General features: G+C 57.9%; 22 protein-coding genes. 7 read left to right on the top strand and 15 right to left on the bottom strand.

All coding sequences use genetic code 11. The annotated features are described in order from the left end of the window. The first annotated feature begins 41 nt into the window (after positions 1–41). From JANGC3_RS30325 to JANGC3_RS30345, 5 genes are all read left to right on the top strand, one after another. Complete coding sequence (locus tag JANGC3_RS30325; protein WP_017879646.1) at positions 42–734, top strand: IS6 family transposase; 693 nt, start codon at positions 42–44, stop codon at positions 732–734. A 754-nt stretch (positions 735–1,488) separates the two neighbouring features. Continuing rightward, a complete protein-coding gene (locus JANGC3_RS31940) occupies positions 1,489–3,549 on the top strand; it encodes a PAS domain-containing hybrid sensor histidine kinase/response regulator (protein WP_081612052.1) in 2,061 nt (686 codons plus the stop codon). Beyond that, complete coding sequence (locus JANGC3_RS31945) at positions 3,546–4,343, top strand: response regulator (RefSeq protein WP_017879648.1); 798 nt, start codon at positions 3,546–3,548, stop codon at positions 4,341–4,343. The genes JANGC3_RS31940 and JANGC3_RS31945 overlap by 4 nt, the downstream gene beginning before the upstream one ends. Continuing rightward, positions 4,340–7,417, top strand: a complete 3,078-nt coding sequence (locus tag JANGC3_RS30340; protein ID WP_017879649.1) for an EAL domain-containing protein — start codon at positions 4,340–4,342, stop codon at positions 7,415–7,417. The genes JANGC3_RS31945 and JANGC3_RS30340 overlap by 4 nt, the downstream gene beginning before the upstream one ends. Further along, complete coding sequence (locus JANGC3_RS30345; RefSeq protein ID WP_051068436.1) at positions 7,417–8,118, top strand: hypothetical protein; 702 nt, start codon at positions 7,417–7,419, stop codon at positions 8,116–8,118. Before JANGC3_RS30340 ends, JANGC3_RS30345 begins: the two co-directional genes overlap by 1 nt. On the opposite strand, the gene JANGC3_RS31950 is transcribed toward JANGC3_RS30345, so the two are convergent. Next, positions 8,069–8,668 carry a recombinase family protein gene (locus JANGC3_RS31950; protein WP_081612053.1) on the bottom strand — a complete coding sequence of 200 codons (600 nt, stop codon included), beginning with the start codon at positions 8,666–8,668 and terminating at the stop codon, positions 8,069–8,071. The genes JANGC3_RS30345 and JANGC3_RS31950 overlap by 50 nt on opposite strands. Positions 8,669–8,911: 243 nt before the next feature. Between JANGC3_RS31950 and JANGC3_RS31955 the strand changes: the two genes are divergently transcribed. Further along, positions 8,912–10,054, top strand: a complete 1,143-nt coding sequence (locus JANGC3_RS31955; RefSeq protein ID WP_081612054.1) for an ImmA/IrrE family metallo-endopeptidase — start codon at positions 8,912–8,914, stop codon at positions 10,052–10,054. Then, positions 10,038–10,550 (top strand): DUF4411 family protein, encoded by a 513-nt coding sequence (locus JANGC3_RS31960; protein WP_081612055.1) that lies wholly within the window; start codon positions 10,038–10,040, stop codon positions 10,548–10,550. The genes JANGC3_RS31955 and JANGC3_RS31960 overlap by 17 nt, the downstream gene beginning before the upstream one ends. Positions 10,551–10,815: 265 nt before the next feature. Here the strand turns inward: JANGC3_RS31960 and JANGC3_RS33090 are convergent, their stop codons facing one another. The 14 genes from JANGC3_RS33090 to JANGC3_RS0127240 form a co-directional block, all read right to left on the bottom strand. Then, positions 10,816–11,520, bottom strand: a complete 705-nt coding sequence (locus JANGC3_RS33090; protein ID WP_017879650.1) for a hypothetical protein — start codon at positions 11,518–11,520, stop codon at positions 10,816–10,818. Between the two features lie 959 nt (positions 11,521–12,479). Then, a complete protein-coding gene (locus JANGC3_RS30350; RefSeq protein ID WP_035789217.1) occupies positions 12,480–12,995 on the bottom strand; it encodes a hypothetical protein in 516 nt (171 codons plus the stop codon). 79 nt (positions 12,996–13,074) lie between these two features. Further along, positions 13,075–13,296, bottom strand: a complete 222-nt coding sequence (locus tag JANGC3_RS0127195; RefSeq protein ID WP_017879652.1) for a DUF3717 domain-containing protein — start codon at positions 13,294–13,296, stop codon at positions 13,075–13,077. 32 nt (positions 13,297–13,328) lie between these two features. Beyond that, positions 13,329–13,634: a hypothetical protein gene (locus JANGC3_RS30355; protein ID WP_157407073.1), complete on the bottom strand. Its 306-nt coding sequence runs from the start codon at positions 13,632–13,634 to the stop codon at positions 13,329–13,331. 30 nt (positions 13,635–13,664) lie between these two features. Then, entirely contained in the window at positions 13,665–14,093 is a 429-nt protein-coding gene (locus tag JANGC3_RS0127205) for a hypothetical protein (protein ID WP_017879654.1), read from the bottom strand. A gap of 17 nt (positions 14,094–14,110) precedes the next feature. Further along, complete coding sequence (locus JANGC3_RS0127210; protein ID WP_157407074.1) at positions 14,111–14,479, bottom strand: hypothetical protein; 369 nt, start codon at positions 14,477–14,479, stop codon at positions 14,111–14,113. A gap of 18 nt (positions 14,480–14,497) precedes the next feature. Continuing rightward, positions 14,498–14,929 (bottom strand): OmpA family protein, encoded by a 432-nt coding sequence (locus JANGC3_RS0127215; protein ID WP_026133589.1) that lies wholly within the window; start codon positions 14,927–14,929, stop codon positions 14,498–14,500. An 11-nt stretch (positions 14,930–14,940) separates the two neighbouring features. Beyond that, positions 14,941–15,633 carry a TraX family protein gene (locus JANGC3_RS0127220; RefSeq protein WP_017879657.1) on the bottom strand — a complete coding sequence of 231 codons (693 nt, stop codon included), beginning with the start codon at positions 15,631–15,633 and terminating at the stop codon, positions 14,941–14,943. A gap of 56 nt (positions 15,634–15,689) precedes the next feature. Further along, positions 15,690–16,274, bottom strand: coding sequence for a hypothetical protein (locus JANGC3_RS0127225; RefSeq protein ID WP_035789219.1), 585 nt, complete (start codon positions 16,272–16,274; stop codon positions 15,690–15,692). A gap of 27 nt (positions 16,275–16,301) precedes the next feature. Further along, positions 16,302–16,670, bottom strand: coding sequence for a TrbM/KikA/MpfK family conjugal transfer protein (locus JANGC3_RS31965; protein WP_081612057.1), 369 nt, complete (start codon positions 16,668–16,670; stop codon positions 16,302–16,304). Positions 16,671–16,680: 10 nt separating this feature from the next. Further along, on the bottom strand, positions 16,681–18,543 hold the full coding sequence (gene trbL / locus JANGC3_RS0127230) for a P-type conjugative transfer protein TrbL (protein ID WP_017879659.1): 1,863 nt from the start codon (positions 18,541–18,543) through the stop codon (positions 16,681–16,683). Between the two features lie 9 nt (positions 18,544–18,552). Beyond that, complete coding sequence (gene trbK, locus JANGC3_RS31970) at positions 18,553–18,765, bottom strand: entry exclusion lipoprotein TrbK (RefSeq protein ID WP_081612058.1); 213 nt, start codon at positions 18,763–18,765, stop codon at positions 18,553–18,555. A gap of 12 nt (positions 18,766–18,777) precedes the next feature. Next, the gene (gene trbJ, locus JANGC3_RS0127235) at positions 18,778–19,557 is read right to left on the bottom strand and encodes a P-type conjugative transfer protein TrbJ (protein WP_017879660.1); all 780 of its coding nucleotides are present in this window, start codon (positions 19,555–19,557) and stop codon (positions 18,778–18,780) included. 15 nt (positions 19,558–19,572) lie between these two features. After that, positions 19,573–21,039, bottom strand: coding sequence for a TrbI/VirB10 family protein (locus tag JANGC3_RS0127240; protein WP_026133591.1), 1,467 nt, complete (start codon positions 21,037–21,039; stop codon positions 19,573–19,575).

The raw sequence follows: 21,039 nt of genomic DNA on the forward strand, positions 1-21,039 counted from the left end.
AATCAGGTAAACTGCGGCGCCCGAACTCATGACGAATCGATATGATCAATTTCAAAGGGATGCGCTTTCCTATCGATGTGATCCTGGTCTGCATCCGTTGGTATGCAGCCTACCCGCTGAGTTACCGGCACCTCGAGGGGATGATGGAAGAGCGCGGCGTGTCGGTCGACCATTCGTCGATCAACCGGTGGGCGATCCGTTTTCTGCCGCTCATCGAGAGGATGGCCCGCAAACACAAGCGCTCGGTCGATCGCAGCTGGCGAATGGATGAGACCTACATCAAGGTCAAGGGCGTCTGGAAATACCTCTACCGCGCCGTCGACAAGCAGGGCAAGACCGTTGACTTCCTGCTGACGGCCAAGCGCGATATGGCAGCGGCGAAGCGCTTCTTCGATAAGGCAATGGGAAGTAACGGCGATCCCGACAAGGTCGCGATGGACAAGAGCGGCGCCAACAAAGCGGCGATCGACGCGATCAACGCCGGTCGCGACGTCCCGATCGTGGTGCGCCAGGTTAAATACCTCAACAACATCGTCGAGCAGGATCATCGCGCAATCAAGCAGGTGACCAGGCCCATGCTCAACTTTAAATCGTTCCGGTCTGCCGGCTCGGTACTCGCTGGAATCGAGTTGATGCACATGATCCGCAAGGGTCAATTCGAGATCGATGGCGCGGATGCGATGTCGTTGGCCGAACAGTTTTTTACGTTGGCAGGACTGGTCCGTCCAGCTTGAGCGGCACAGTGCCGTTTCAGGAAAATTCCGTCGTTCGATCAACAACGCGACAGAACCTTCGTCCTGGGTTCGGGCGCCGCAGTTTACCTGATTACCCCGCCGATGTTCGCTAATGCGACAGAACCCGCCGCAACTGCCCTGGCCAGCCTGCTTCTGATTGAGCATATGCAAAAACGACGTCAGTTGTCAGAGCGATACAAATAATTCCACGCGGAACTTTTTCTTTGGCATATAATTTACTTGGGACTATTTTACAGATTGAGCAGTCAGGAAACGAGTGGCAAAGAGACAATGACCATCGCAAGCGTCAAGCCCAACAAACGCCTGACGAGGCCGGTTTCGCCGGCCAGCAATCGACAACTCCGGCTCGATCGATGCAAGTCCTTTATTGCCGTTGACGACCACCCACATCTCCGACCATAAGCGGGCTTCAAAAAAAGGGGTGGCACTACAGCCAGACGCTCGTGAATTCCCCTCGATGACCAGCATGTCCAAGAGTTGCGCGGTGATGAAAGCGTCACGCGTATCTCCAACATCCCCGCACTGTTGAACCGCTTCGCGCGGCGGGGAACGACTGTGTGTATGCCCTAAATTCGTCTGGGGGAAAGAGGTTCTACGGTCTCAGTTTATTTGTGCAACATCCATTTCGTCCGTTTAGCCGCATAATAGTGAGGTGAGTCATTAACTTATGAGGTCCTGATGTGAAAATGTGTCGGACTACTGATTGCACAATAAGACTAGGAAGAGGTGAGTCATGACTAAGAAAAATCTCGCTTCCGCCGCAATCGATGAGGCCGCTGGCACGGTGGATGTCATTACCGAGGGAAGGCGATCAGAGGTCCTGCTTACATCGGGGGCTTTGCAGAGCGCGATTTTCAACAGCGCCAATTTTTCCAGTATCGCCACGGACGCGAAGGGTGTGATCCAGATTTTCAACGTCGGCGCCGAACGGATGCTGGGCTACACAGCGGCCGACGTGATGAACAAGATCACGCCGGCCGAGATTTCCGATCCCCAGGAAGTGATCGCGCGCGCCAAGGCGCTGAGCGTCGAGCTTGCAACCCCGATTGCGCCGGGCTTCGAGGCATTGGTATTCAAAGCCTCGCGCGGGATCGAAGACATTTACGAGTTGACCTATATCCGCAAGGACGGCAGCCGCTTCCCGGCGGTAGTGTCGGTCACGGCGTTGCGCGACGCTCAAGACGCCATCATCGGCTATCTGCTGATCGGCACCGACAACACCGCGCGCAAGCGTGCGGAAGAGGCGCTGCTCAAGGCGGGAGCCCTGCAGAGCGCGATTTTCAACAGCGCCAACTTCTCCAGCATCGCTACGGACGCGAATGGGGTGATTCAGATCTTCAACGTCGGCGCCGAGCGCATGCTGGGCTACATCGCCGCCGAGGTGATGAACAAGATTACGCCGGCCGATATTTCCGATCCGCAGGAAGTGATCGCGCGCGCCAAAGCGCTCAGCGTCGAACTCGGAACCCCGATTGAGCCCGGCTTTGAGGCGTTGGTGTTCAAAGCCTCGCGCGGGATCGAGGATATCTACGAGCTAACCTATATCCGCAAGGATGGCAGCCGGTTCCCGGCGGTGGTGTCCGTCACGGCGCTGCGCGACGCTCAAGACGCCATCATTGGCTATCTGCTGATTGGCACCGAGATCAAGGCGGGGGCCTTGCAGAGCGCGATTTTCAATAGCGCCAACTTTTCCAGTATCGCCACCGACGCGAAGGGCGTCATTCAGATTTTCAACGTCGGTGCCGAGCGCATGCTGGGCTACACGGCCGCCGAAGTGATGAACAAGATCACGCCGGCCGATATTTCCGATCCGCAGGAAGTGATCGCGCGCGCCAAGACACTGAGCCTTGAGCTTGCAACCCCGATTGCGCCGGGGTTTGAGGCCTTGGTGTTCAAAGCCTCGCGCGGGATCGAAGACATCTACGAGCTGACCTACATCCGCAAGGACGGCAGCCGCTTCCCGGCGGTAGTCTCGGTCACGGCGTTGCGCGACGCTCAAGACGCCATCATCGGCTATCTGTTGATTGGCACCGACAACACCGCGCGCAAGCAGGCTGAAGCAGACAAGGACAAACTTCAAGAAGACAGCCGGATGAAGAGTAAGTTCCTCGCAAACATGTCGCACGAACTGCGCACGCCGCTCAACGGCATCATCGGCTTCGCGGAGTTCCTCTCTGACGGCAAGCCGGGCGCGCTTAATGCTAAGCAAAAGGAATATCTGCTTGATATTCTGAACAGCGGCAAGCACCTCCTCCAGCTCATCAACGACGTGCTCGACCTCGCCAAGGTCGAGGCCGGCAAGATGGAGTTGAACCCGGAGAGCTTCACGCTCGCACACGCCATTGGCGAAGTTTGCGCCGTGGCCAGGCCGATGGCACAGAATAAACGCATTCAGGTCAACGTCAAGGTCGCGCCTGAACTCGGCAGCGTCACGCTCGACCAGCAGAAGTTCAAGCAGGTACTCTACAACCTGATCTCGAACGGCATCAAGTTCAATGACGACGGCGGTGGCGTGGAGATTTCCGCCACGCTGCTCGACGCGCGCCGTTTCAAACTCTCGGTCAGGGACACCGGCATCGGCATCAAGCCAGAGGACATGAAGCGGCTCTTCCGCGAGTTCGAGCAGCTCGAATCCGGCACGTCGCGCCGCTACGAAGGCACGGGCCTAGGGCTGACTCTGACGCGCAAGATCGTGGAGTTGCAGGGCGGCAGCATCGGTGTCGAGAGCAAATTCGGCCAAGGCAGCATGTTCAGCGTGGTCCTGCCGCTCATCACCCAGGAAGGGAAGCCATGAGCACCGCGCGCATTCTCGTGGTGGACGACAATCCTACCAATCTGAAGCTCGCCTCCGAATTGCTGGAGTTTGAGGGCTACCACATCCTCAGAGCGGTGGACGCCGAGGAAGCGCAGTTGGTCATTCAACGAGCGCCGCCCGACTTGATTCTCATGGACATCGCCCTGCCGGGCATGGATGGCCTGACGCTCACACGCAAGTTGAAGGCTGATGAGAAGACCCGCCACATCATCATCGTGGCGCTAACGGCGTTCGCGATGAAGGGCGACGACGTGAAAGCCCACGCGGCCGGATGTGACGGCTACGTCACCAAGCCGATTGACACGCGCAAGCTGCCCGAACTGGTCGCTGGTTTTTTGCTGCGCATCAGTGGCGCCATTGCGGATAACGAAAGGAAAATCCTGGTCATTGAAGACCATCCCCCCCAACTGAAACTGGCCAATCGCGTTCTGAGCGCCGCCGGCAATAATGTCATAGACGCTGAAACCGCCGAAGAGGCTTCCATGGCCATAAGGAAAGACCGACCCGAGGTTATCCTGCTGGATTTGGCCCTGCCCGGCATGGACGGCTTTGCGCTGGTGCGCAAGCTCAAGGCCAACGCCGAAACGCGCGACATACCGGTCATCGCCGTCACCGCGTTCCCGGAAATGTTTTCCAAGGCCGACGCGCTGGCCGCCGGGTGCGACGCCTACCTCTTGAAACCGCTCAACACGCGCACGCTACCGGATGAAATCAACGCGGTGGTGACTGGAAACGGGATGACCCACGGTAATATCGCACTGAACCAACCATGAACCTCCTCATCGTTGACGACAATCCGACCAATCTCAAGCTGCTCCGCGCGATCCAGGAGGCGGAGAGCATCACCGTCTTCGATGCCGCCGACGGCATGGAGGCGCTTCAGGTTCTGGAGCGGGAGAAGATTGACGCCGTCATCTCGGACATCCTCATGCCGCGCATGGACGGCTACCGGCTGTGCTTCGAGGTGCGTCAGCACGAACGGCTGCAAAACCTGCCGTTCATTATGTACACCTCCAGCTACATCTCGCCCGACGACGAGAAATTGGCCCTTGATCTCGGCGCGGACAAGTTCTTCCGCAAACCAGCTTCGGCACAGGTCCTCGTGGAAGCGGTGCGCGAGGTGACGACCGAGGCGCGTTACCGGCAGCCCCGCCGCATTCATGCAACGCAGGAAATTGAAGTCCTCAAGGAATACAGCGAGCTGCTGGTGAGCAAGCTGGAGGAGAAGAACACGGAACTGCACGCGCAAGCGGAGGCGTTGCACAAAAGTGAAGCCCACTTGCGCGCCATCATCCAAACTGGGCCGGACTGTGTGAAGATGGTTTCGCGCGAGGGACAGTTGCTGGAAATGAACCCGGCCGGGCTGGCCATGCTGCAAGCCGGTTCGCTGGAGGAGGCCCAAAAACAACCACTCTTGGAATTTTTCGCGTCGGAATACCGTAACGCTCACCGTGTACTCCATCAGCGAGTCATGCGTGGCGAGGATGGCATGCTTGAATTCGAGGCCATCGGCCTGAAGGGAGCGCGCCGCTGGCTGGAGACCCACGCCACACCGCTGCGCGACGCGTCGGGCCAAGTGAAATCGTTGCTCGGCATCACCCGCGACATCACCGAACGCAAGCTGGCAGAGCAGGCATTGCGTGCTAGCGAAGAGCGCTTCAAAACCATGTTTGTACAGGCACCGCTGGGCATCGCCTTGATCGATTCGCTCACGGGACATATCTACCAAGCCAACGCGCGCTATGCTGAGATTGCCCGCAGGCCAATGGAAGAGATGGCGAATATTGATTGGTTACAAACCATTCACCCCGATGATGTGCAGGCCTGCCTGGTGAATATGGCTCTTTTGAACGCTGGAAAGATCAACCGATTCCAGATGGAAAAACGTCTTGTTCGCCCCGATGGCACAGTCGTTTGGATCGACATGACGATTAGCCCATTGAAGGTCGAAGATACAGCTCATCCACGCCACCTCTGCATGATTCAGGACATCACCGAGCGCAAGGCATCGGAATGCACGATCGTACGACTCAACCGCGTATATGCCATGCTGAGCGGCATCAATTCGCTCATCGTGCGCGTGAGTAATCGCGAGGAGCTGTTCCAGGAGGCTTGTCGGATCGCTGTCGAGGAAGGCGGGTTCCGCATGTCCCTGCTATGTATCGTGGATCGGAGCGCGATGACGATTGTTCCGGTCGCCTCGATGGGCAAGAATGAGAAACTCCTGACCACCATCAAGGGCGTGTTGTCATCGACTGAGCGTGTGTCGACTACGATGATTGCGAGGGCGATCGCGGAGAAAAAAGCCGTCGTGTCAAACGATTCGCAAAAGGACCCCAGGATTGTGTTTGGCAAAAAATACGCTGCATCCGGAGTCCGCTCGATGGCAATTTTGCCGCTGATTGTGTCGGATGAAGCGGTAGGCGTGCTCACGCTGTACGCCAGCGAGAGTGAATTCTTCCATGAAGAAGAGATGGAGCTGTTGACGCAACTCGCCAGCGACATCGCGTTCGCGATTGATCACATCGACAAGCAGGAGCGGCTCAATTACCTCGCCTACTACGATGCGCTCACCGGACTCGCGAACCGCACCCTATTTCTCGAGCGGGTGGCGCAGTACATGCGCAGCGCGGTCAGCGGCGGGCACAAGCTTGTCGTGTTCATGGTCGATCTGGAGCGGTTCAAGAACATCAACGACAGTCTCGGCTGGCCGTGCGGCGACGCGCTGTTGAGGCAGGTGGCCGAATGGCTGAGGAGCAATGCGGGGGACGCCAACCTGTTGGCGCGAGTGGGTGCGGACCATTTTGCTCTGGTGCTGCCGGAAGTCAGGCAGGATGGCGACTTGGCGCGGCTTGTCGAGAAAATGAGGAAAGCTTTTGTGAACCATCCGTTCCTCCTGAACGACGCCGTGCTCCGGATCTCCGCCAAGGTCGGTGTAGCAGTATTTCCGGATGACGGCACCGACGCCGAAACGTTGTTCAAGAACGCCGAGGCCGCGCTCAAAAAGGCCAAGACGAGTGGCGCGCGATACCTGTTTTACACGCAGAAAATGACGGACACGCTGGTCGGCAAACTCACTCTGGAAAATCAGTTGCGCCAGGCGATTGACAACGGAGAATTCGTGCTCCATTACCAGCCCAAGGTAAACCTCGTGAGCGGCAAGGTCACCAGCGCAGAGGCGCTGATTCGCTGGAACGATCCGCACACCGGCCTGGTGCCGCCGGGCCGGTTCATCCCGATCCTGGAAGAAATCGGATTGATCCATGAAGTGGGGCGCTGGGCGCTGCACCAGGCCATCAAAGACTACCTGCGCTGGCGTAGCGCGGGCTTGCCTGTCGTGCGCATCGCAGTGAATGTGTCAGCGCTGCAACTGCACAATCGAGGCTTCATCAGCGAGATCGAACAGGCCATCGCTATCGACACGCATGCGGCGGAGGGGCTGGAACTGGAGATCACCGAAAGCCTGATCATGGAAGACGTCGAGTACAATATCGCCGTCCTGCAGGCGATCCGCGCCATGGGCGTGAGCATAGCCATCGACGACTTCGGCACCGGCTTCTCCTCGCTCAGCTACCTCGCCAAACTACCGGTGGACACCCTGAAGATCGACCGCTCGTTCGTGATTGACATGACTGCCCGGCAGGAGGGACTGGCGCTGGTGTCCACCATCATCAGCCTGGCGCATTCGCTGAAGCTCAAGGTAGTGGCGGAGGGCGTCGAAACCGAGGAGCAATCACACCTGCTCCGCTTGCTGAGCTGCGACGAAATGCAGGGCTTCTTGTTCAGCAAACCGGTGCCGGCGGAAATCTTCGAAACAAGATTCCTCTCATCGTCTCCCGCCGGGTAATGCATAAGGATGAGAGTGCCGATCGCGGTTCGCCCGCGCACCAACCGCGGTATGCTTACGATGGCGCGATCCGCGACACTATCGTGCGCTTCGAGGCAACCGGCTCGCCGGTGATCACCAACGGCGAGCAGCGCAAGTACCATAATTTTTGGACCTATTGCGTGCATGGCCTGGCCAACATGGACGCCGCGGGATTTCAGATTCCTTTCTTGGCTGGCCATGTGCGGCGCATGCCACGCCTGACCGCCGGTCCGTTCCGCTACATGCGCTACTCCGGCAGCTACCTCGATGTCGCCATGGCGTACGCGACCGTGCCGGTCAAGCGGGCTATTATCTCGCCGTCCGCGCTGAGCCTGATGTATCCGGCCGAGGGCATCGCCGGCTACCCGCGCGAGCAGTTCATCGCAGACCTGCTGCTCGAGCACGAAACGGAGATCCGGCGCAGTCTCGCGCGCGAACCCTACAAGGTGCAGATCGACTTCACGGAAGGGCGCTGGCGGTCAAGATCGACCCATCCGGCATCCTGTTCAACAGTTTTATCGACCTCAACAACATGGCCTTGTCGCGCTTTTCGGCGCAGGAGCGCGCGCGCATCGATGCCGACGGACCCGGCAGCCATAGTGTCACTTTCAGAAGGCGACTGCTCGAATGTCAGGAGTCGACTGCATCGACTGAAGTGTGCCTTGCACGTACTCGCATGATGGACTGGCGAGTCGTACCGTAATCACGGGCGACCTTGGCCACTGACTCGCCAGCCCCGAGTCGTACCATCGCATCGGCTTGCTGAGCTATTGTCAACGCTGGCCGACGTCCTAACGTCTTTCCCTCAGCACGCGCACGTGCGAGTCCTGCCTGGGTCCGCTCTACTAGCAGATCACGCTCAAACTCAGCCACCGCACCGAGCACGCTCATGGTCATCTTGCCTGCAGCACTAGTTAGATCGACGCCGCCGAGCGCCAAGCAATGGACACGAACGGAATCGGCTGCAAGCTGCTCGACTGTGGCCCGAACATCCATGGCGTTGCGACCAAGCCGGTCTAATTTGGTCACGATTAGCACGTCGCTAGGCTCGAGACGGTCAAGCAAGCGAGCAAACTGCGGGCGCTTAGCGGCTGCGACGCTACCGCTAATGCTTTCGCGAACGATCCGACGTTTGTCTACGGCGAATCCAGCGGACTCGATTTCGAGGATCTGGTTGTCGGTGTTCTGATCGACGGTGCTCACTCGTGCATAAATGAAAGTTCGAGACATTTTGCTGACAAAATTAGTACGAAATGGGAGTACTAATTATATGGCATGTCCGATATTAATAGTAGCTATATTTCGTACAGTGATTCCCCTTATGTACGAAAACGATCGTTTTCGTACATAGATAGGTTCCTACGGTGATGGTGGTACTGCGGATTTTTGAGCAGAAACGATGCACGTATATTTGCGAATTTTGTTGCGATTTGGCAACCTTTAAGAGTTGGCGTTGTGCTAAAATTATCGTCTATGGAACTTATCGAACTTTCCCCTGCTGTGCTTGACTGGGCTGCGTCTCAAGCAGGGTCGCATGTAGGTGAAGTTGCCCAGAAAGTGTCGAAGCGAGCAGCAGAAAAAATAATTAGTGGCCAATTAACTTACCCCCAAGTTATAAAATACGCGAAGCTGACTGGAGTGCCGCTAGGCTTCCTCTTCGTAGATGAGCCGCCGGTTCCTCGCGCACCGCCAATAGCGGATTTTCGGACCGTCCAAGACTCGCAGCCGCTGAGCCGTGATTTTTTTGAGGTGTTTGATGATATCGAGTTCAAGCACGCATGGCTCAGGGAGCGCCTAATCAGCGAGGATGCTGATCCGCTGCCATTCGTCGGTAAATACATTGAGAAACTTCCCGCGCCCGAGGATCTTGCGGTAGAAATGCGTCAGACGATCGGGTTTAACGACGAAACTAGATTGCGCCTCAGAACACCAGATGAACTGTTTTCATTTCTCGCTGAGGCATGCGAAAAAATCGGCATTTTCGTTTTCAAAAATGGCATAGTCGGAAACAATACCAGCCGACCATTATCTGTCGTTGAGTTCAGGGGATTCGCGATAGCGGACCCGTACTGTCCTCTAGTGTTTATAAACGGTGCGGATGCGCAGGCAGCATGGGTCTTCACCCTTGCACATGAACTCGCCCACATCTGGCTTGGACACTCGGGCATTTCGGACGCAGGAGTTGCGGCAAAGAATGTGGAAGAGCGATACTGTAATGCTGTAGCAGGGGAATTTTTGGTACCAACCAAGCGTTTCAGGGAAGTGTGGAATGAGATCGAGGGTGCTTCAGACGATGTAAGGATGGATTTTGCGCGCCGGACTTTCAAGGTAAGCAAGGTGGTAATTGCACGACGGGCTTATGACCTTAACCTGATTAGCAAGGAAGTTTATTTTGCAATCTATCGTTTGGCCCGGAATGCTTCGAAAGACAAGAAAAGCACAGGTGGCGATTTTTTCAGAACACTAGCAGTGCGTAACAGCAAGAACTTCTCAGCGCAAGTGTCGGACCTGGCCATTGCTGGATCGATCACCCTCAGTCACGCGGGCCGTCTGCTAAATACCACTCCAAATAATGTAGTAAAACTGTACGAGAAGCGGAATGCGATATCTATTTGATTCGGACGTACTCATCGCCTCGGCACGGTTTCATTATCATCCAAATTACTGCGGGGCATTTTGGAGTTGGCTCGCGGCTGGGCACCAAGCGGGAATTTTTTTCAGTATTGACAAGGTAAAGGGCGAGCTTCTTGATGGCCCGCAGGATCCCTTGCACCACTGGGCGGGGTCACCAACCCTTTCAGGTTTTTTTCAACCTAGCCTATCCTCACTGCCAGTGTGGAAAAAACTAAGCATGGAAGCTAATGACCCAGCCCGCAATTTTAAGATGGCAGCGAGAACAAAATTTTTAAATGCCGACAAGGCTGATGCATGGTTAATCGCCCACGCAGCGCACAATAAAAATTTTACGATCATCACAAACGAAGTTTCCGCACCAAACTCAACAAAAGATATCAAGCTCCCGGATGCATCGGGGTGGGTTGCAGTTCCGACGACGAAAATCCATACCGTGTTGCATAAGTTTGCAAAAGCGAACTTCGAGTTCAAGCCGTAACTGTAGCGGCTCGCGTTTGAAAACGGCCATGCTCGCATTCGACGCGTTTTCCGGCTCGAATTAACTGCGAGTGACGATATGGCCGTGCTCACGCTATCTGCAAACGTGCTTGCAATCGACCGCGCCAGCTCGCATTCGACGACGACGTGCTCGCGCTAACTGCAAGTGAAGCCGACGGGTTGAAAGGCTGCTTACGCCCCAGTGCGGACACTCAAGACCGAAACAGCGGTATGCCGATAGAGGTCGAAGCCTTGTCTGCGGTGACTTAACTGTCGTGAATACAGGTGACGTAGGCCATGTGGTCGTCGGAAAGGGAGGCCGTTGCCGCGCTGGCAAGGTTGACCGAGAAGTGCGCATTCACGGCTTTGTCTGCAGTTGCGGCCCAGGTATCAGCTAGAGCCCAGAACTGGCCAGCGCGCTGCACGTCGAGCCGGGTGTCGGCTGCTAGGTCAAGAAGTTCCGACTGGCTCGGCAGCTTCCATCCCGACAGATCATTGATCTTGACGCTGCTGCAGAATTTGTCGGCATCTGCCCAGTTCAGCTGAAACGCCGTCGGCATCCAGGTGATCTTGTTCCGCAACAAAAACGAAGGAAATTTTGGAACCGCAATGCAGACGCCATGAATTGCTACTGCGCCAGACGGACATACCAATGCCGCCACCGTCAGCAACGCGCTGGTTGATGTCGGGTAATAGCTTTGGAATTTCCCCTGCTGGGCTGAAATCGTACTGGTGCCTGCGGCATGGACCGTCACCATATTGTCTTTGATTGTGGCAACGATCGGGTTGCTGCTGGTATAGAAAAAAGAGGCCGGGCTTTTCGAGGTAGGTTGCGTGATCGCGAATGGCGCATCGCCTTCGGTCTTGTTCAACGCCGGAAATTCGCCCAACTGTACTCCTTGGCCGCCACACCCGGTCAACAGAACCGATGCGCTAAAAATGCTGCAGAAAAGATTGCGGGTCGAGGTCATGGATTAATGATGGGCAATAATTTCCAGATTATAACTTCGTCCGTGGTGGCTATGGGAAATTTCGCGAAGGGTATGACGAAAGACGACGGGACGTTGTGTGAACGTCTGCTGCTGGCCGAAAGCCGCCTGTCGTGTCGTTCAATTGTACCGTACAGGTACACCCATGTGAGGCTCTACCATCGAGACGGTTTTCGCGTCTCACATGGGTTGATCCAACATATTCGACACACCGTCGCCCGGTCGTCTAGACCTTAACGAGACGAATTCCTTGGCCTTCCGGTAATTGCAGTTAGCGCGAGCACGTCGCCATGAAACGCGAGCCAGCTCCGACAAATGCAAGCTCGTTTGCAGAAAGCGTGAGCACGGGCCCGTTTTCACTTGCAGTTAATTCGAGCCGAAAACTGTGTCAAATGCGAGCATGACCGGTTTCAAACGCGAGCCGCTACACGTAACTGTAGTGGCTCGGATACCAGTGCAACTGGGCTTGCCGCTCATCGGCCAATCCTTTTCCACGTCCAGACGTTCCAAGCTCGGCGTTTGTCACAGGCGTCGTGGGCCAGAAAAAGGCCAGCGGCGACGACGGACGGTGCTTCCAGCGTGACCACCATGCCTGGTCCAGTCCCAGGCGGCATCCGGCAGTGTCAAGACTCCTTGCTCGGCTATGCGCTGTATTTCTGTTGCCACGCCCGCACCTCAATTCTGTGCATAGGAGTATTCAGCATAGACGATGATGGTGAAGGCGGCTACTGACAAAAGGAAGTTAGGGCTCGTGTGCACAGTCGCCGTCTGGGCCAGCAAAATGGTGCAGTCGCCTTCTGAAAAGGACAAATCCGATCAACTGCCAGCACTCTCGAAAACGACCGTTTGTGAGAAGCGCGACGTATGGACATCGAGCCTGCACGGCCGGCGAACTGGTCCCGTGACCAGTTCACGGGAGTCAGCTATCGCCAGTAGTGGCGTCAACCCCGAATGGTAATTTCGATGTCCGAGGGCTTTACGCCAAACGTAAGTGCAAGTCCCGCTTTCGCCTCAGGGATCGTGAGTCCATTCTTCGTTGTAGGCCCCTGTTGTCCGGTTTCCCCAGCGGACGGCATCGGGTGGAATTCAAGGTCGGCGATATCGAGACCGAAATGTTCCTTGAAATTCGTGTAGAAGACGGGATTTCGATATCCCGGCCAAGCGTCGGTGACATCCAATTCTGCATACTCGCTAAAGCCCAGGAACCAACGTTTCTCGTTGCCGGGGTCCTGTGAGCGTACCACCCGGTCCAGCTTGGCAACCAGGAACGCCGTGTGGTGATCGGCAGTTGGCTTTCCTAGATTGGTCGCTGGCGTACGGTTCTGGATGCACACTACATATAGGCACTGACCTGCACGCTTGGCATCGAGCACCCAAGCCTGGGAGCCACCCTCTTCTAAAAGTGTTTCCAAGCCGTTCGCGGTCAACACACACACAGCATCTTCTTGATGTTCCATATAGTTCCATTATAGTTTGTCCCTTCGGAGAACAAACTATAACATAGTTTCTCAATAGTTCTGAGATACTTTGCAATAACTATACGCTGGGTATTTTGGGGGCGAGTGCGGTCCAATGCAGATAGGCGCTTACCTGTTTGTGGCTGAGCGATTCAAGCGGTCGTTCGATCTGCTTGAAGTACATCATCTCAGCAAAGACCGTCTCGAGCTGGCTTGCATCCTTTGAGAGCATGAAGTCAATGGTCGGCTCGGCGGTCATGCAGGTATTGAGAGCCAGCTTGATTTCATCGAACGTTGGCATAGCTTTGCCTCCTGTGGTCAATCGATTGCCGCCTACGACACCAGGTCGGCATGCTCATCCATGAAATCAATCTCGTTCCAGGCCGCGCACCAGGCGGCCGGTAGGCCAGACACCGCAACCATGAATTCCACGCAGCGGTCGTCGCTGAGGACCGGCATGCCGTCGTTGAATTTCAGAAGGTGCGGGAACGTGACTCGATCCGCAGCCAGCTCGCCGGCCAGCTCATCCATCGTGTAGATGCCCGAGAAGCGTTTGTAGCGCTCCAAGGCCGCATCGAGCGCGCCAACCTGGTCCCTGGGGACGCCCTCCATTATTCGCTTCGCTTCAACAATATTCATCGCCCTGCTCCCTGATTGATTGGCGCACGCCTACTTGCGGCCGTAGGCAAGGTAAATCGGCCAGAACCACGCATAGAACATGCGCAGCCACACCCGCTGATGGAATTTCAAGGTGGCCGGTGCCGGCGTGATCTGGATGCGCATCGTAGTAATGAGTGTATGGCCGATGCACTGATACCCTACTCCGCACCAGAACACCCAGGGAAAGCGCATGCTGAGGCCAGCCCAGGCACACACCAGGACGAGATTGACCAGGCCGACCACTTGGGTCTTGCGGATCGACCCGAAGGCCGTCGCCTCGCGCTCCATTTCTTCGCCCGGCGCCATGATCGCCCGCTCTACCATTTCGATAGCCGTCAAGTCCTTGCGCTGCTCGATGATCGGCCAGAGCCACTTGATCACCTTGTACGCGGCAAACAGGCAGGCCCCGAAAAGTAGCAGTCCACGGAGAATGTCCACGTTCCCTCCTTTAGCGGCTAAAGTCCACGACACGAGTGAGTCTGCACCACCCATCCGTATTTATTCGCGTCGGCGTTTTTCATGAGCGACAAGTCGCACTCACGCGCCGGCATCGTCGCTTTGACAGTGGCCGATTTTCCCTGCGACTGCACCACTTTGGCCGCTATCCTCTCCGCAGGCACGTCGTACAGCGTCTTGAGAAGTTCGGCCGACGCCAACGTTGCGGCGTATTCGGTTCCGCTGCCGAACGCCTTTTCATACATTGCCTGGGCCTGTTCGATGGTCTTGGCTAGATGGGTATCGCCAGTCACCGGTATTTGCGCATGAACGGCAGTGGCGACAAGCACGGCGCTGAGGGTTATCAATTTAATCGAAGTCGATTTCATGGGTCGGTTCCTTCGTGGTTATGGATTGGGAGGGACATGAACCAGGTCAATTTCGACGCGCTGGTTTTCCAGACGGCCGGCCGGCGTGTTGTTGTCGGCGATAAAGTCGGCCGCCGAAGCGTAGTTGACCATGATTTTCAAAGGCGACACACCCTGCCGGATCAGATAGGAGCGCGCGGCCGTAGCTCTGGCGAGCGCCAAGGCCTCATCCCGGCCGGTCGGTGTGTTTGTGCTGGTTCGGCCGCGAATCGTGACCATGGCCGCATCCCTGGCGCTCAACAAGGTTTCGACGCTGGCCGGCGTAGGGCGAAAGCTCGTGCTTCCGTTGGCGAAGGATACGAACACGGTCGTTGACACTGGCGTCCCCAGGTATTCGCCCGACTGAGCCGAGGCGACTTGGCCCGCTGCAAGCAGGAGGGATACGGCGGCCAAATGAATTGATTTGTGCATGAAATTTCCAGTCAAAAGAATAGGTATCCCGCCTTGCTCATTGGGATTCGGATCAGCCAGAGCACGACCAGGTGCGCCGGGTAGTAGGAGTAGAAGACCCAGCGCAGCCTGGGAATGTTCAGACGGGTTCCAGAAGCGCCCAGAACGATCGGCACGGCCGCCAAGGCCCACGCGTTGCCGTTGACGTACCAGAGGCCGGCAAGGGCCGCTGCAGCCAGTCCTATCGCCATCCAGGACGGGCGCCTGCAGTAGAGCCACACGGCCAGGCCCAGCGCCAATGCCGACCACCAGAATTCGACCATGGCGCCGGCAGCGAGGAACACGCCGGCAGCGCATATCTGGCCGGCCAGGGTGCGCCGTTCGATCAGCATGACCATGCCGGCGATGGCCGCCAGCGTGAACATGATGTTCAGCGGCCACCAGCCGGCCACCAGGCCGCCGAGCGCGACGAAGACCGGCATCGTCACGCAGCCGACGACCAGGAGGCGCCAAACGGTCCGATGGTATGCACCGCGGACTACCGCGCCAGGTCTTGCGAGGTTGTACGCCAGGACGAAAACGAAGAGTGGCATGGCGATACGGCCGCAATCGAACAACCAGTCCTTGGTCCCGTTGAACAGGTATTTGTTGACGTGATCGCCAGTCATCAGAATCAGGGCAAGCCACTTGATGGCCTCCAGCGCGCCATCGGTTGCAGCTAGCACTGGCAGCGCCCTTTGGGCGCCAGCCGAATGCGTAGAAGTGCCTGGTATGTGCGCGGTCATCGCATATCCCCGGCCGGCGCGGGGTTGGCGCTCACGACCAGACGGCGCGGGACGTATGTGGCGGAAGACCATGCCGGCGTGCTGGCCGGCCTGCTGGCCGGTGCCGAGCTGGCCACCGTCGCTTGCGCGCTTCCAGGCAAGGCCAGGTCGTGTGTCTGGTATCGCTTATCCAGCCAGTCCGCCCACCTGGCGGCGCGTACCATCAGGTCGGCCCTGTACACCTGGTTGAACTCTGGTGTGCGCGAATGGTAATTCGCCGCCCTTGTCCAAAGGTCGCCTTTGTCGTTCTTGATGTGCTTGCGCAGCCGCCAGGCGGCCAGGTCGAACGGATAGCAGCCGGCAGCGGCGACGTGACCAGGCGCGATGCCGTACTGCGCCAGCTCGCGCAGATAATTCGTGTTGAACTGCAACGGCCCCACGTCGTGGCTGCCGTTGCTGCTGTTGCGAACCCACTGCCCTACCTTGCCGTTCTCTTTCTCAGCAACAGCCAGTACGATGTTCGCGGGTATCTCGTATTTGGCCGCTGCCGCGATGGAGCAGGCAATACGTTCTTGCATATGCGGTGGTAGGTCGATGGGCATTTTTGCGGTCCGTCTGTGGATTAGCTGTTAGCGCTCTTGGCACCTGATGTTGGGATCACGCGGATTGCAGGGGACTGGTTCCGGTACTTCCGGAGGATCTGGCTCCGGAGGATTGTTATTTACGACCTGGTCGACCGTGTTCGGATCGACCCGAGGGCAAAGCGACAGAAAATTCTTCCGTGCCCTGAGCGTGCTGCTGAAGCGGCGCAGGGAAATGCTGAAGTATTTCGTTATCGCAGCCGTGCATTCAGCCGGCCTGGTGGGCGACATCAGGCACATGATCGCCTCGCAGGCCAGCTTCGTGTCACCGGTCAGCGCCTCCTGCGCGTTGGCAGTGAACGGCATCGAAGCGGTAGCGGCGAGTACAGATGCCGCGACGAGTGTTTTTAATTTCATATGTACTCCTTCAAGAGGTTTTTGATTTACCGTCGCGGAATGCCGCGATTTCTTCTTCCGCCTCGGCCGACCTGGCTCCGGCAAGACTATTTCCTTCGAATGTGGCCGGAGCGGTGCCGGCCGTTTCAGCGGCCTGTCGGCGCGCATCAATGGCCGCCGCGATCTTGCCGCCAGTCGTGCCGGCAATACGCTCTTTTGCGGACTCCTTTATTTCCAATGCTCTTTCCTTGGCAACGTCATACGACCCTTGCGCCAAATTGGTAGCGGTGCCGGCAGCGATTCTGCCGGCCTTGGCCGCCATCGCCCCGGCCGCAGCAGCCAGCCTGCTTGCCTTGCCGCCAGCGGCTTTGTCTCCGGAACCGCTCCCCGCGCCCGAGCTTGATTTGGAGGACTCGGAATTGGCCGAGCTGCCCGTGTCGCTGCCACCCGATGCGGAACCGCCTTCCGAGCTGGCCAGGCTGGCCGCCCCGCCGTTTGCGCCCGCCGAACCACCATCAGTACCGATATCGGCGCCGCCCGAGCTGGACGCCTGACTGCTCGCCCCGCCATCCGCGCTCGCCGAACCACCGCCAGTACCGCTATCGGCGCCGCCCGAGCTGGCCGCCTGACTGTCCGCACCGGCCGCGCTGGTTGATTCTCCGCCGCCCGATCCGCTCCCGGAGCTGCCACTGCTCGATCCGCTCTCGCTGCTGCCCGAGTCGCCAGAGCCGGTCGAACCACCACCGCCCCCCGTCGAATCGCCCATGGCGGCACCGAGGGCGCTACCCCCACCGCTTCCGCTGCCACCTGAGTCACCCCCGGTACCACCAGCAGCAGCCATGAGTGCGCTCGAACCGCCCCCGCCTCCCGCAGCTTCGGCGGCACTGGCTTTGGAAAACGCCGACATCAACGCCGAGGCACCGCCAGCGCCACTTGCTGCGCCAGCAGCGACTGCCGCGCCGGCCGAGGCGACTGCTGCTGCCCCCATCGCGGCCGCAGCCACCGCTGCGCCGGCACCGAAGTTGGAACCGAGACTGCCAGTCGAGCCGCCTGCAAGTGCGCCGAGCTGAGGGGGAATTTTCGCAACCAAGAACAACATGCAGGCTGCGACAACTACCATCACACCCATTTCCTTCAACGACACACCTGAACTCATGGCTGTGTAGTATTCGTCTATGAATGACCGGCCAATGCCGATGATGAGCACCATTGCCATCAGTTGAATTGCAATGTTGAGAATCGACTTGTAGTAGCCGATTGCCATTTCCGAGGTCCATTTCGAGCCGCCAAAGCCGAGGATGAATACACCGGCATAGGCAAACAGATACCCGCTCACAAGCAGCAAAAGCATGTTGACGCCTATCAGCGCGAACATAAGCAAGATAGCGGCACCTAAGAGCATGCCGAACAAGCTGTCCATCGGCTTCCAGACAGTCGATTGATCTAGCACCTTGAAGAAGATGTCGAACCCCATATCGACAATGCCTGATGGCCCCAAATCGTTCGGCAATCCCGATGCCTGAGCGCCGATCATCCGTAACGATTTGATGATGGAAATCGCAAAGTCCGGACCATTCAACAGCAGCCACCAGAAGAAACCTGTGAAAATCGTGAACCGGATGAACTCGGCGAAAAGCTCGCCTATGTCCGCTTTGCGCAAGGCCATGAACCCGAATGTCCAAACCATACTGATCACGACCAGGAGCCAGAACAGCCAGGTCGCCCTGGTTATCATGATCGTTTTCCAAGTGGCCGCTGCCGTCTCGAACTTGATGAGAACGTTGTTTAAAACCCCCGTGCTATCAACTGCTGCGAAGGCTTGAACTGAAAAAAACGCCAGCCATATGAACAACAACCACGGAAGGGGTTTTATCGCGATGACTGGCTTATTCATGTCAGCTCCTTAAAACTCTCTGGTTTTTGGCGTTGGTTTGAACTCCGGGCCACCATGTCCGCACTTTTCCTTTAACTCGGCTTCAAGTTTTGGATCGTTGGTTTTTCCCATTTGCTCGCACGAGGTGCTTGGAGTAGGTGCAACCTCCACGCGCTGATTGCAGCCGCTAACGAGAGCCGCTGTCGTCACCACGACAAGTAGCGCTTTGCTTTTCAGATTCATAAGTGACAGCCCTTAAAATGTGCGGGAAACGGGGGTGGGCGTAAAAGTGCCCTTGCGGATGGATTCGGAAGCCGCCGCTTCCTTGGCCTCACGATCAGCCAGAACCTGGTCGCGGGTGGCGACTGCGTTCTGCTGCGCGATCAGCAAGGCCCTGATCTGCAGGAGCTGGTTAGCCTGGTTGCTCGCGAGCTGGTTGGCGTAACCGATGGCCTCTACCTGGCCCTCGGCGCCGCGAGCGGCCGACTGCAGGCGCTGCAATTGCGACGCATCGTCTTCCATCGCGTCCTGCTGCTTTTCGAGTCCCTTGAACAGCGCGTCAGTGGACTTCTTCTGCGCTTCGGACCCGAGGCGTTCCTGCGCCTTCATCGCGTCCCACTGCGCGGGCGTGCAACCACTTGGCGAAAAACACGGATTGGACCGGTAGCCGGCCGTGTCCTTGAACTTGCCGAGGTAGGCGTCGATGCTGCCCAGGTTCTGCTTGTAGTAGCTCAGCGTATCGATTGAGCCGCGCAATTGCCGCATCGTTGACTGCGCCGCGTCCCAAATCTCCGTCGATGGCTGCAGCGTGTTTTGCAGCATGTTCTGGTACTGCTGCAGTTGGGTCTGGTACTGCTGGATTTGCTTGGCGGTGTGACCGACGCTCTCGATCACATTCATGATGTTTTGACCCAGGTTGGCGCCGTCGATGACGGGCACGCCGGCATAGGCCGGTGTGATGACACCAGGGATCGAGGACACGGCCATCATCAAGGCGACTTTAGCGGCTAAAACTTTGCGGGTGAACGGTTTCATAGTTTCTCCTTGGAGTTAATAATCAAAAGCCTTGTAAGGCTTCGAGAAAGTCATGTCCTTCGTGACGATGACGTTAAAACGATACCCCGGCCGAATTTCCAGGGTTGGCGCTACATTGAGATTCTTCGATATAAGCTGGGCTGTCACATTGCCCAACTGCTGCCCCAGGGCCTCGCTCACGGCGCTGCTCGCGGTCGGGCGGTTGTTGGTCGGTGCCTGGTCAGGCTGACTCATCGCCACGCCGGCCGTAACTGCGGACATGAGGAAGGCCGAGCCGAACAGTCGGAAGTAGTGATTGTTCACCTTGTCCTTGAGGCCGGCATAACCGGCGCTGTCGCTACCCGGCATCGAGCCGATATCCATAGCTTTGCCGTCCGGGAACACGATCCGCTGCCATCCGATTAGAATGCGCGATTGGCCGAAAGCTACGTCGCTGGTGTAGCTGCCCACCAGGCGGGAGCCTTGCGGGATCAGCTTGTACTTACCAAGCGGCGTGTCGTACACATCCTGGCTAACCTGCGCCATGATCTGGCCTGGCAGCTCCGAGTTGATGCCGGAAATAAGCAGTCCGGGAATCACGAAGCCGGCCCGCAGCTCGTACGGCGAGCGCGGCGCTTCCGGCTCCGACTCCAGGCGCCAGCGGTCGCCCTGGCCCGATCCGGCGAACTGGCCCACGTCGTTGCGGCCTGCAGAGGTCTGGACAAGCTTTGGCGGCCCGCCGCCGAGGCCGCCGCCGCCCTGCCCTGCGCTTGCGCCAGCCGGCACGATCCCGGCCGCCTGCAATTGCTGCAGGCGAGCCTTGTACGCCGCTGTAGGGTCGTCGCGGGCGGCGGCGTCAAGCTGCTGGCGCACGGCTGCGATCCGCTGCAGGGCTTCCTCGCGGGTGGCGGGAGCGCTGCCGAGGGAGCCGAGCGCGGACGATCCCACCGATCCGAGGCTTGATCCCGCGCTGCGCGGCGGCGCGTACGCGACACCCGATTTCGCCCGGATCGCTTCCAGCAGCAATTGCTCTTTCATCTGGCGGATGCGCTCGGCTTGTTCATCGACCGGACTGCGCTGTTGCTGGGTCATCTGCTGCTGCGACGACGGCGGCTGCATCGACGCTGCGCCTGGCGGCGGCGTCGGCGGCAGATCGAGGTTGGCCGGGCGAGCGACGGCCACCGATCCAGGAGGCGCGTTCAGATCGGATACGACCAACGGCTTTGCCTTGGCTTGCACGATCCCGTCCTTCTGGTTGCCGGCAATCTCTTTGGCAAAATTGTTCGTGTCGCCCGCCTTCTTATGCTCGACGGCCTGCATCGGCTCATTCTGCTTCGCAGCCCGGTCCGAGGCGACGAGAATCATAATCAGCAGGAACACGCCCAGGCCGGCGCCCAGGAGATAAAGCGGCACATTGTTGACGCGTCGAACACCGCTGCGCTTGTTCGAGTGCTCGCCCGGCGAAGCATCCGGGGACATTTCATCTTCGGTGGTGGTGGTCAT

This window comes from Janthinobacterium sp. CG3 (assembly GCF_000344615.1).
Taxonomy (GTDB): domain Bacteria; phylum Pseudomonadota; class Gammaproteobacteria; order Burkholderiales; family Burkholderiaceae_D; genus Janthinobacterium.

Excerpts from the sequence above, each read along its gene's own strand:
- JANGC3_RS30325 (WP_017879646.1), top strand. The coding sequence starts at position 42 with ATGATCAATTTCAAAGGGATGCGCTTTCCTATCGATGTGATCCTGGTC.
- JANGC3_RS31940 (WP_081612052.1), top strand. The coding sequence starts at position 1,489 with ATGACTAAGAAAAATCTCGCTTCCGCCGCAATCGATGAGGCCGCTGGC.
- JANGC3_RS31945 (WP_017879648.1), top strand. The coding sequence starts at position 3,546 with ATGAGCACCGCGCGCATTCTCGTGGTGGACGACAATCCTACCAATCTG.
- JANGC3_RS30340 (WP_017879649.1), top strand. The coding sequence starts at position 4,340 with ATGAACCTCCTCATCGTTGACGACAATCCGACCAATCTCAAGCTGCTC.
- JANGC3_RS30345 (WP_051068436.1), top strand. The coding sequence starts at position 7,417 with ATGCATAAGGATGAGAGTGCCGATCGCGGTTCGCCCGCGCACCAACCG.
- JANGC3_RS31950 (WP_081612053.1), bottom strand. The coding sequence starts at position 8,668 with ATGTCTCGAACTTTCATTTATGCACGAGTGAGCACCGTCGATCAGAAC.
- JANGC3_RS31955 (WP_081612054.1), top strand. The coding sequence starts at position 8,912 with ATGGAACTTATCGAACTTTCCCCTGCTGTGCTTGACTGGGCTGCGTCT.
- JANGC3_RS31960 (WP_081612055.1), top strand. The coding sequence starts at position 10,038 with ATGCGATATCTATTTGATTCGGACGTACTCATCGCCTCGGCACGGTTT.
- JANGC3_RS33090 (WP_017879650.1), bottom strand. The coding sequence starts at position 11,520 with ATGACCTCGACCCGCAATCTTTTCTGCAGCATTTTTAGCGCATCGGTT.
- JANGC3_RS30350 (WP_035789217.1), bottom strand. The coding sequence starts at position 12,995 with ATGGAACATCAAGAAGATGCTGTGTGTGTGTTGACCGCGAACGGCTTG.
- JANGC3_RS0127195 (WP_017879652.1), bottom strand. The coding sequence starts at position 13,296 with ATGCCAACGTTCGATGAAATCAAGCTGGCTCTCAATACCTGCATGACC.
- JANGC3_RS30355 (WP_157407073.1), bottom strand. The coding sequence starts at position 13,634 with ATGAATATTGTTGAAGCGAAGCGAATAATGGAGGGCGTCCCCAGGGAC.
- JANGC3_RS0127210 (WP_157407074.1), bottom strand. The coding sequence starts at position 14,479 with ATGAAATCGACTTCGATTAAATTGATAACCCTCAGCGCCGTGCTTGTC.
- JANGC3_RS0127215 (WP_026133589.1), bottom strand. The coding sequence starts at position 14,929 with ATGCACAAATCAATTCATTTGGCCGCCGTATCCCTCCTGCTTGCAGCG.
- JANGC3_RS0127225 (WP_035789219.1), bottom strand. The coding sequence starts at position 16,274 with ATGCCCATCGACCTACCACCGCATATGCAAGAACGTATTGCCTGCTCC.
- JANGC3_RS31965 (WP_081612057.1), bottom strand. The coding sequence starts at position 16,670 with ATGAAATTAAAAACACTCGTCGCGGCATCTGTACTCGCCGCTACCGCT.
- trbL (WP_017879659.1), bottom strand. The coding sequence starts at position 18,543 with ATGAATAAGCCAGTCATCGCGATAAAACCCCTTCCGTGGTTGTTGTTC.
- trbK (WP_081612058.1), bottom strand. The coding sequence starts at position 18,765 with ATGAATCTGAAAAGCAAAGCGCTACTTGTCGTGGTGACGACAGCGGCT.
- trbJ (WP_017879660.1), bottom strand. The coding sequence starts at position 19,557 with ATGAAACCGTTCACCCGCAAAGTTTTAGCCGCTAAAGTCGCCTTGATG.
- JANGC3_RS0127240 (WP_026133591.1), bottom strand. The coding sequence starts at position 21,039 with ATGACCACCACCACCGAAGATGAAATGTCCCCGGATGCTTCGCCGGGC.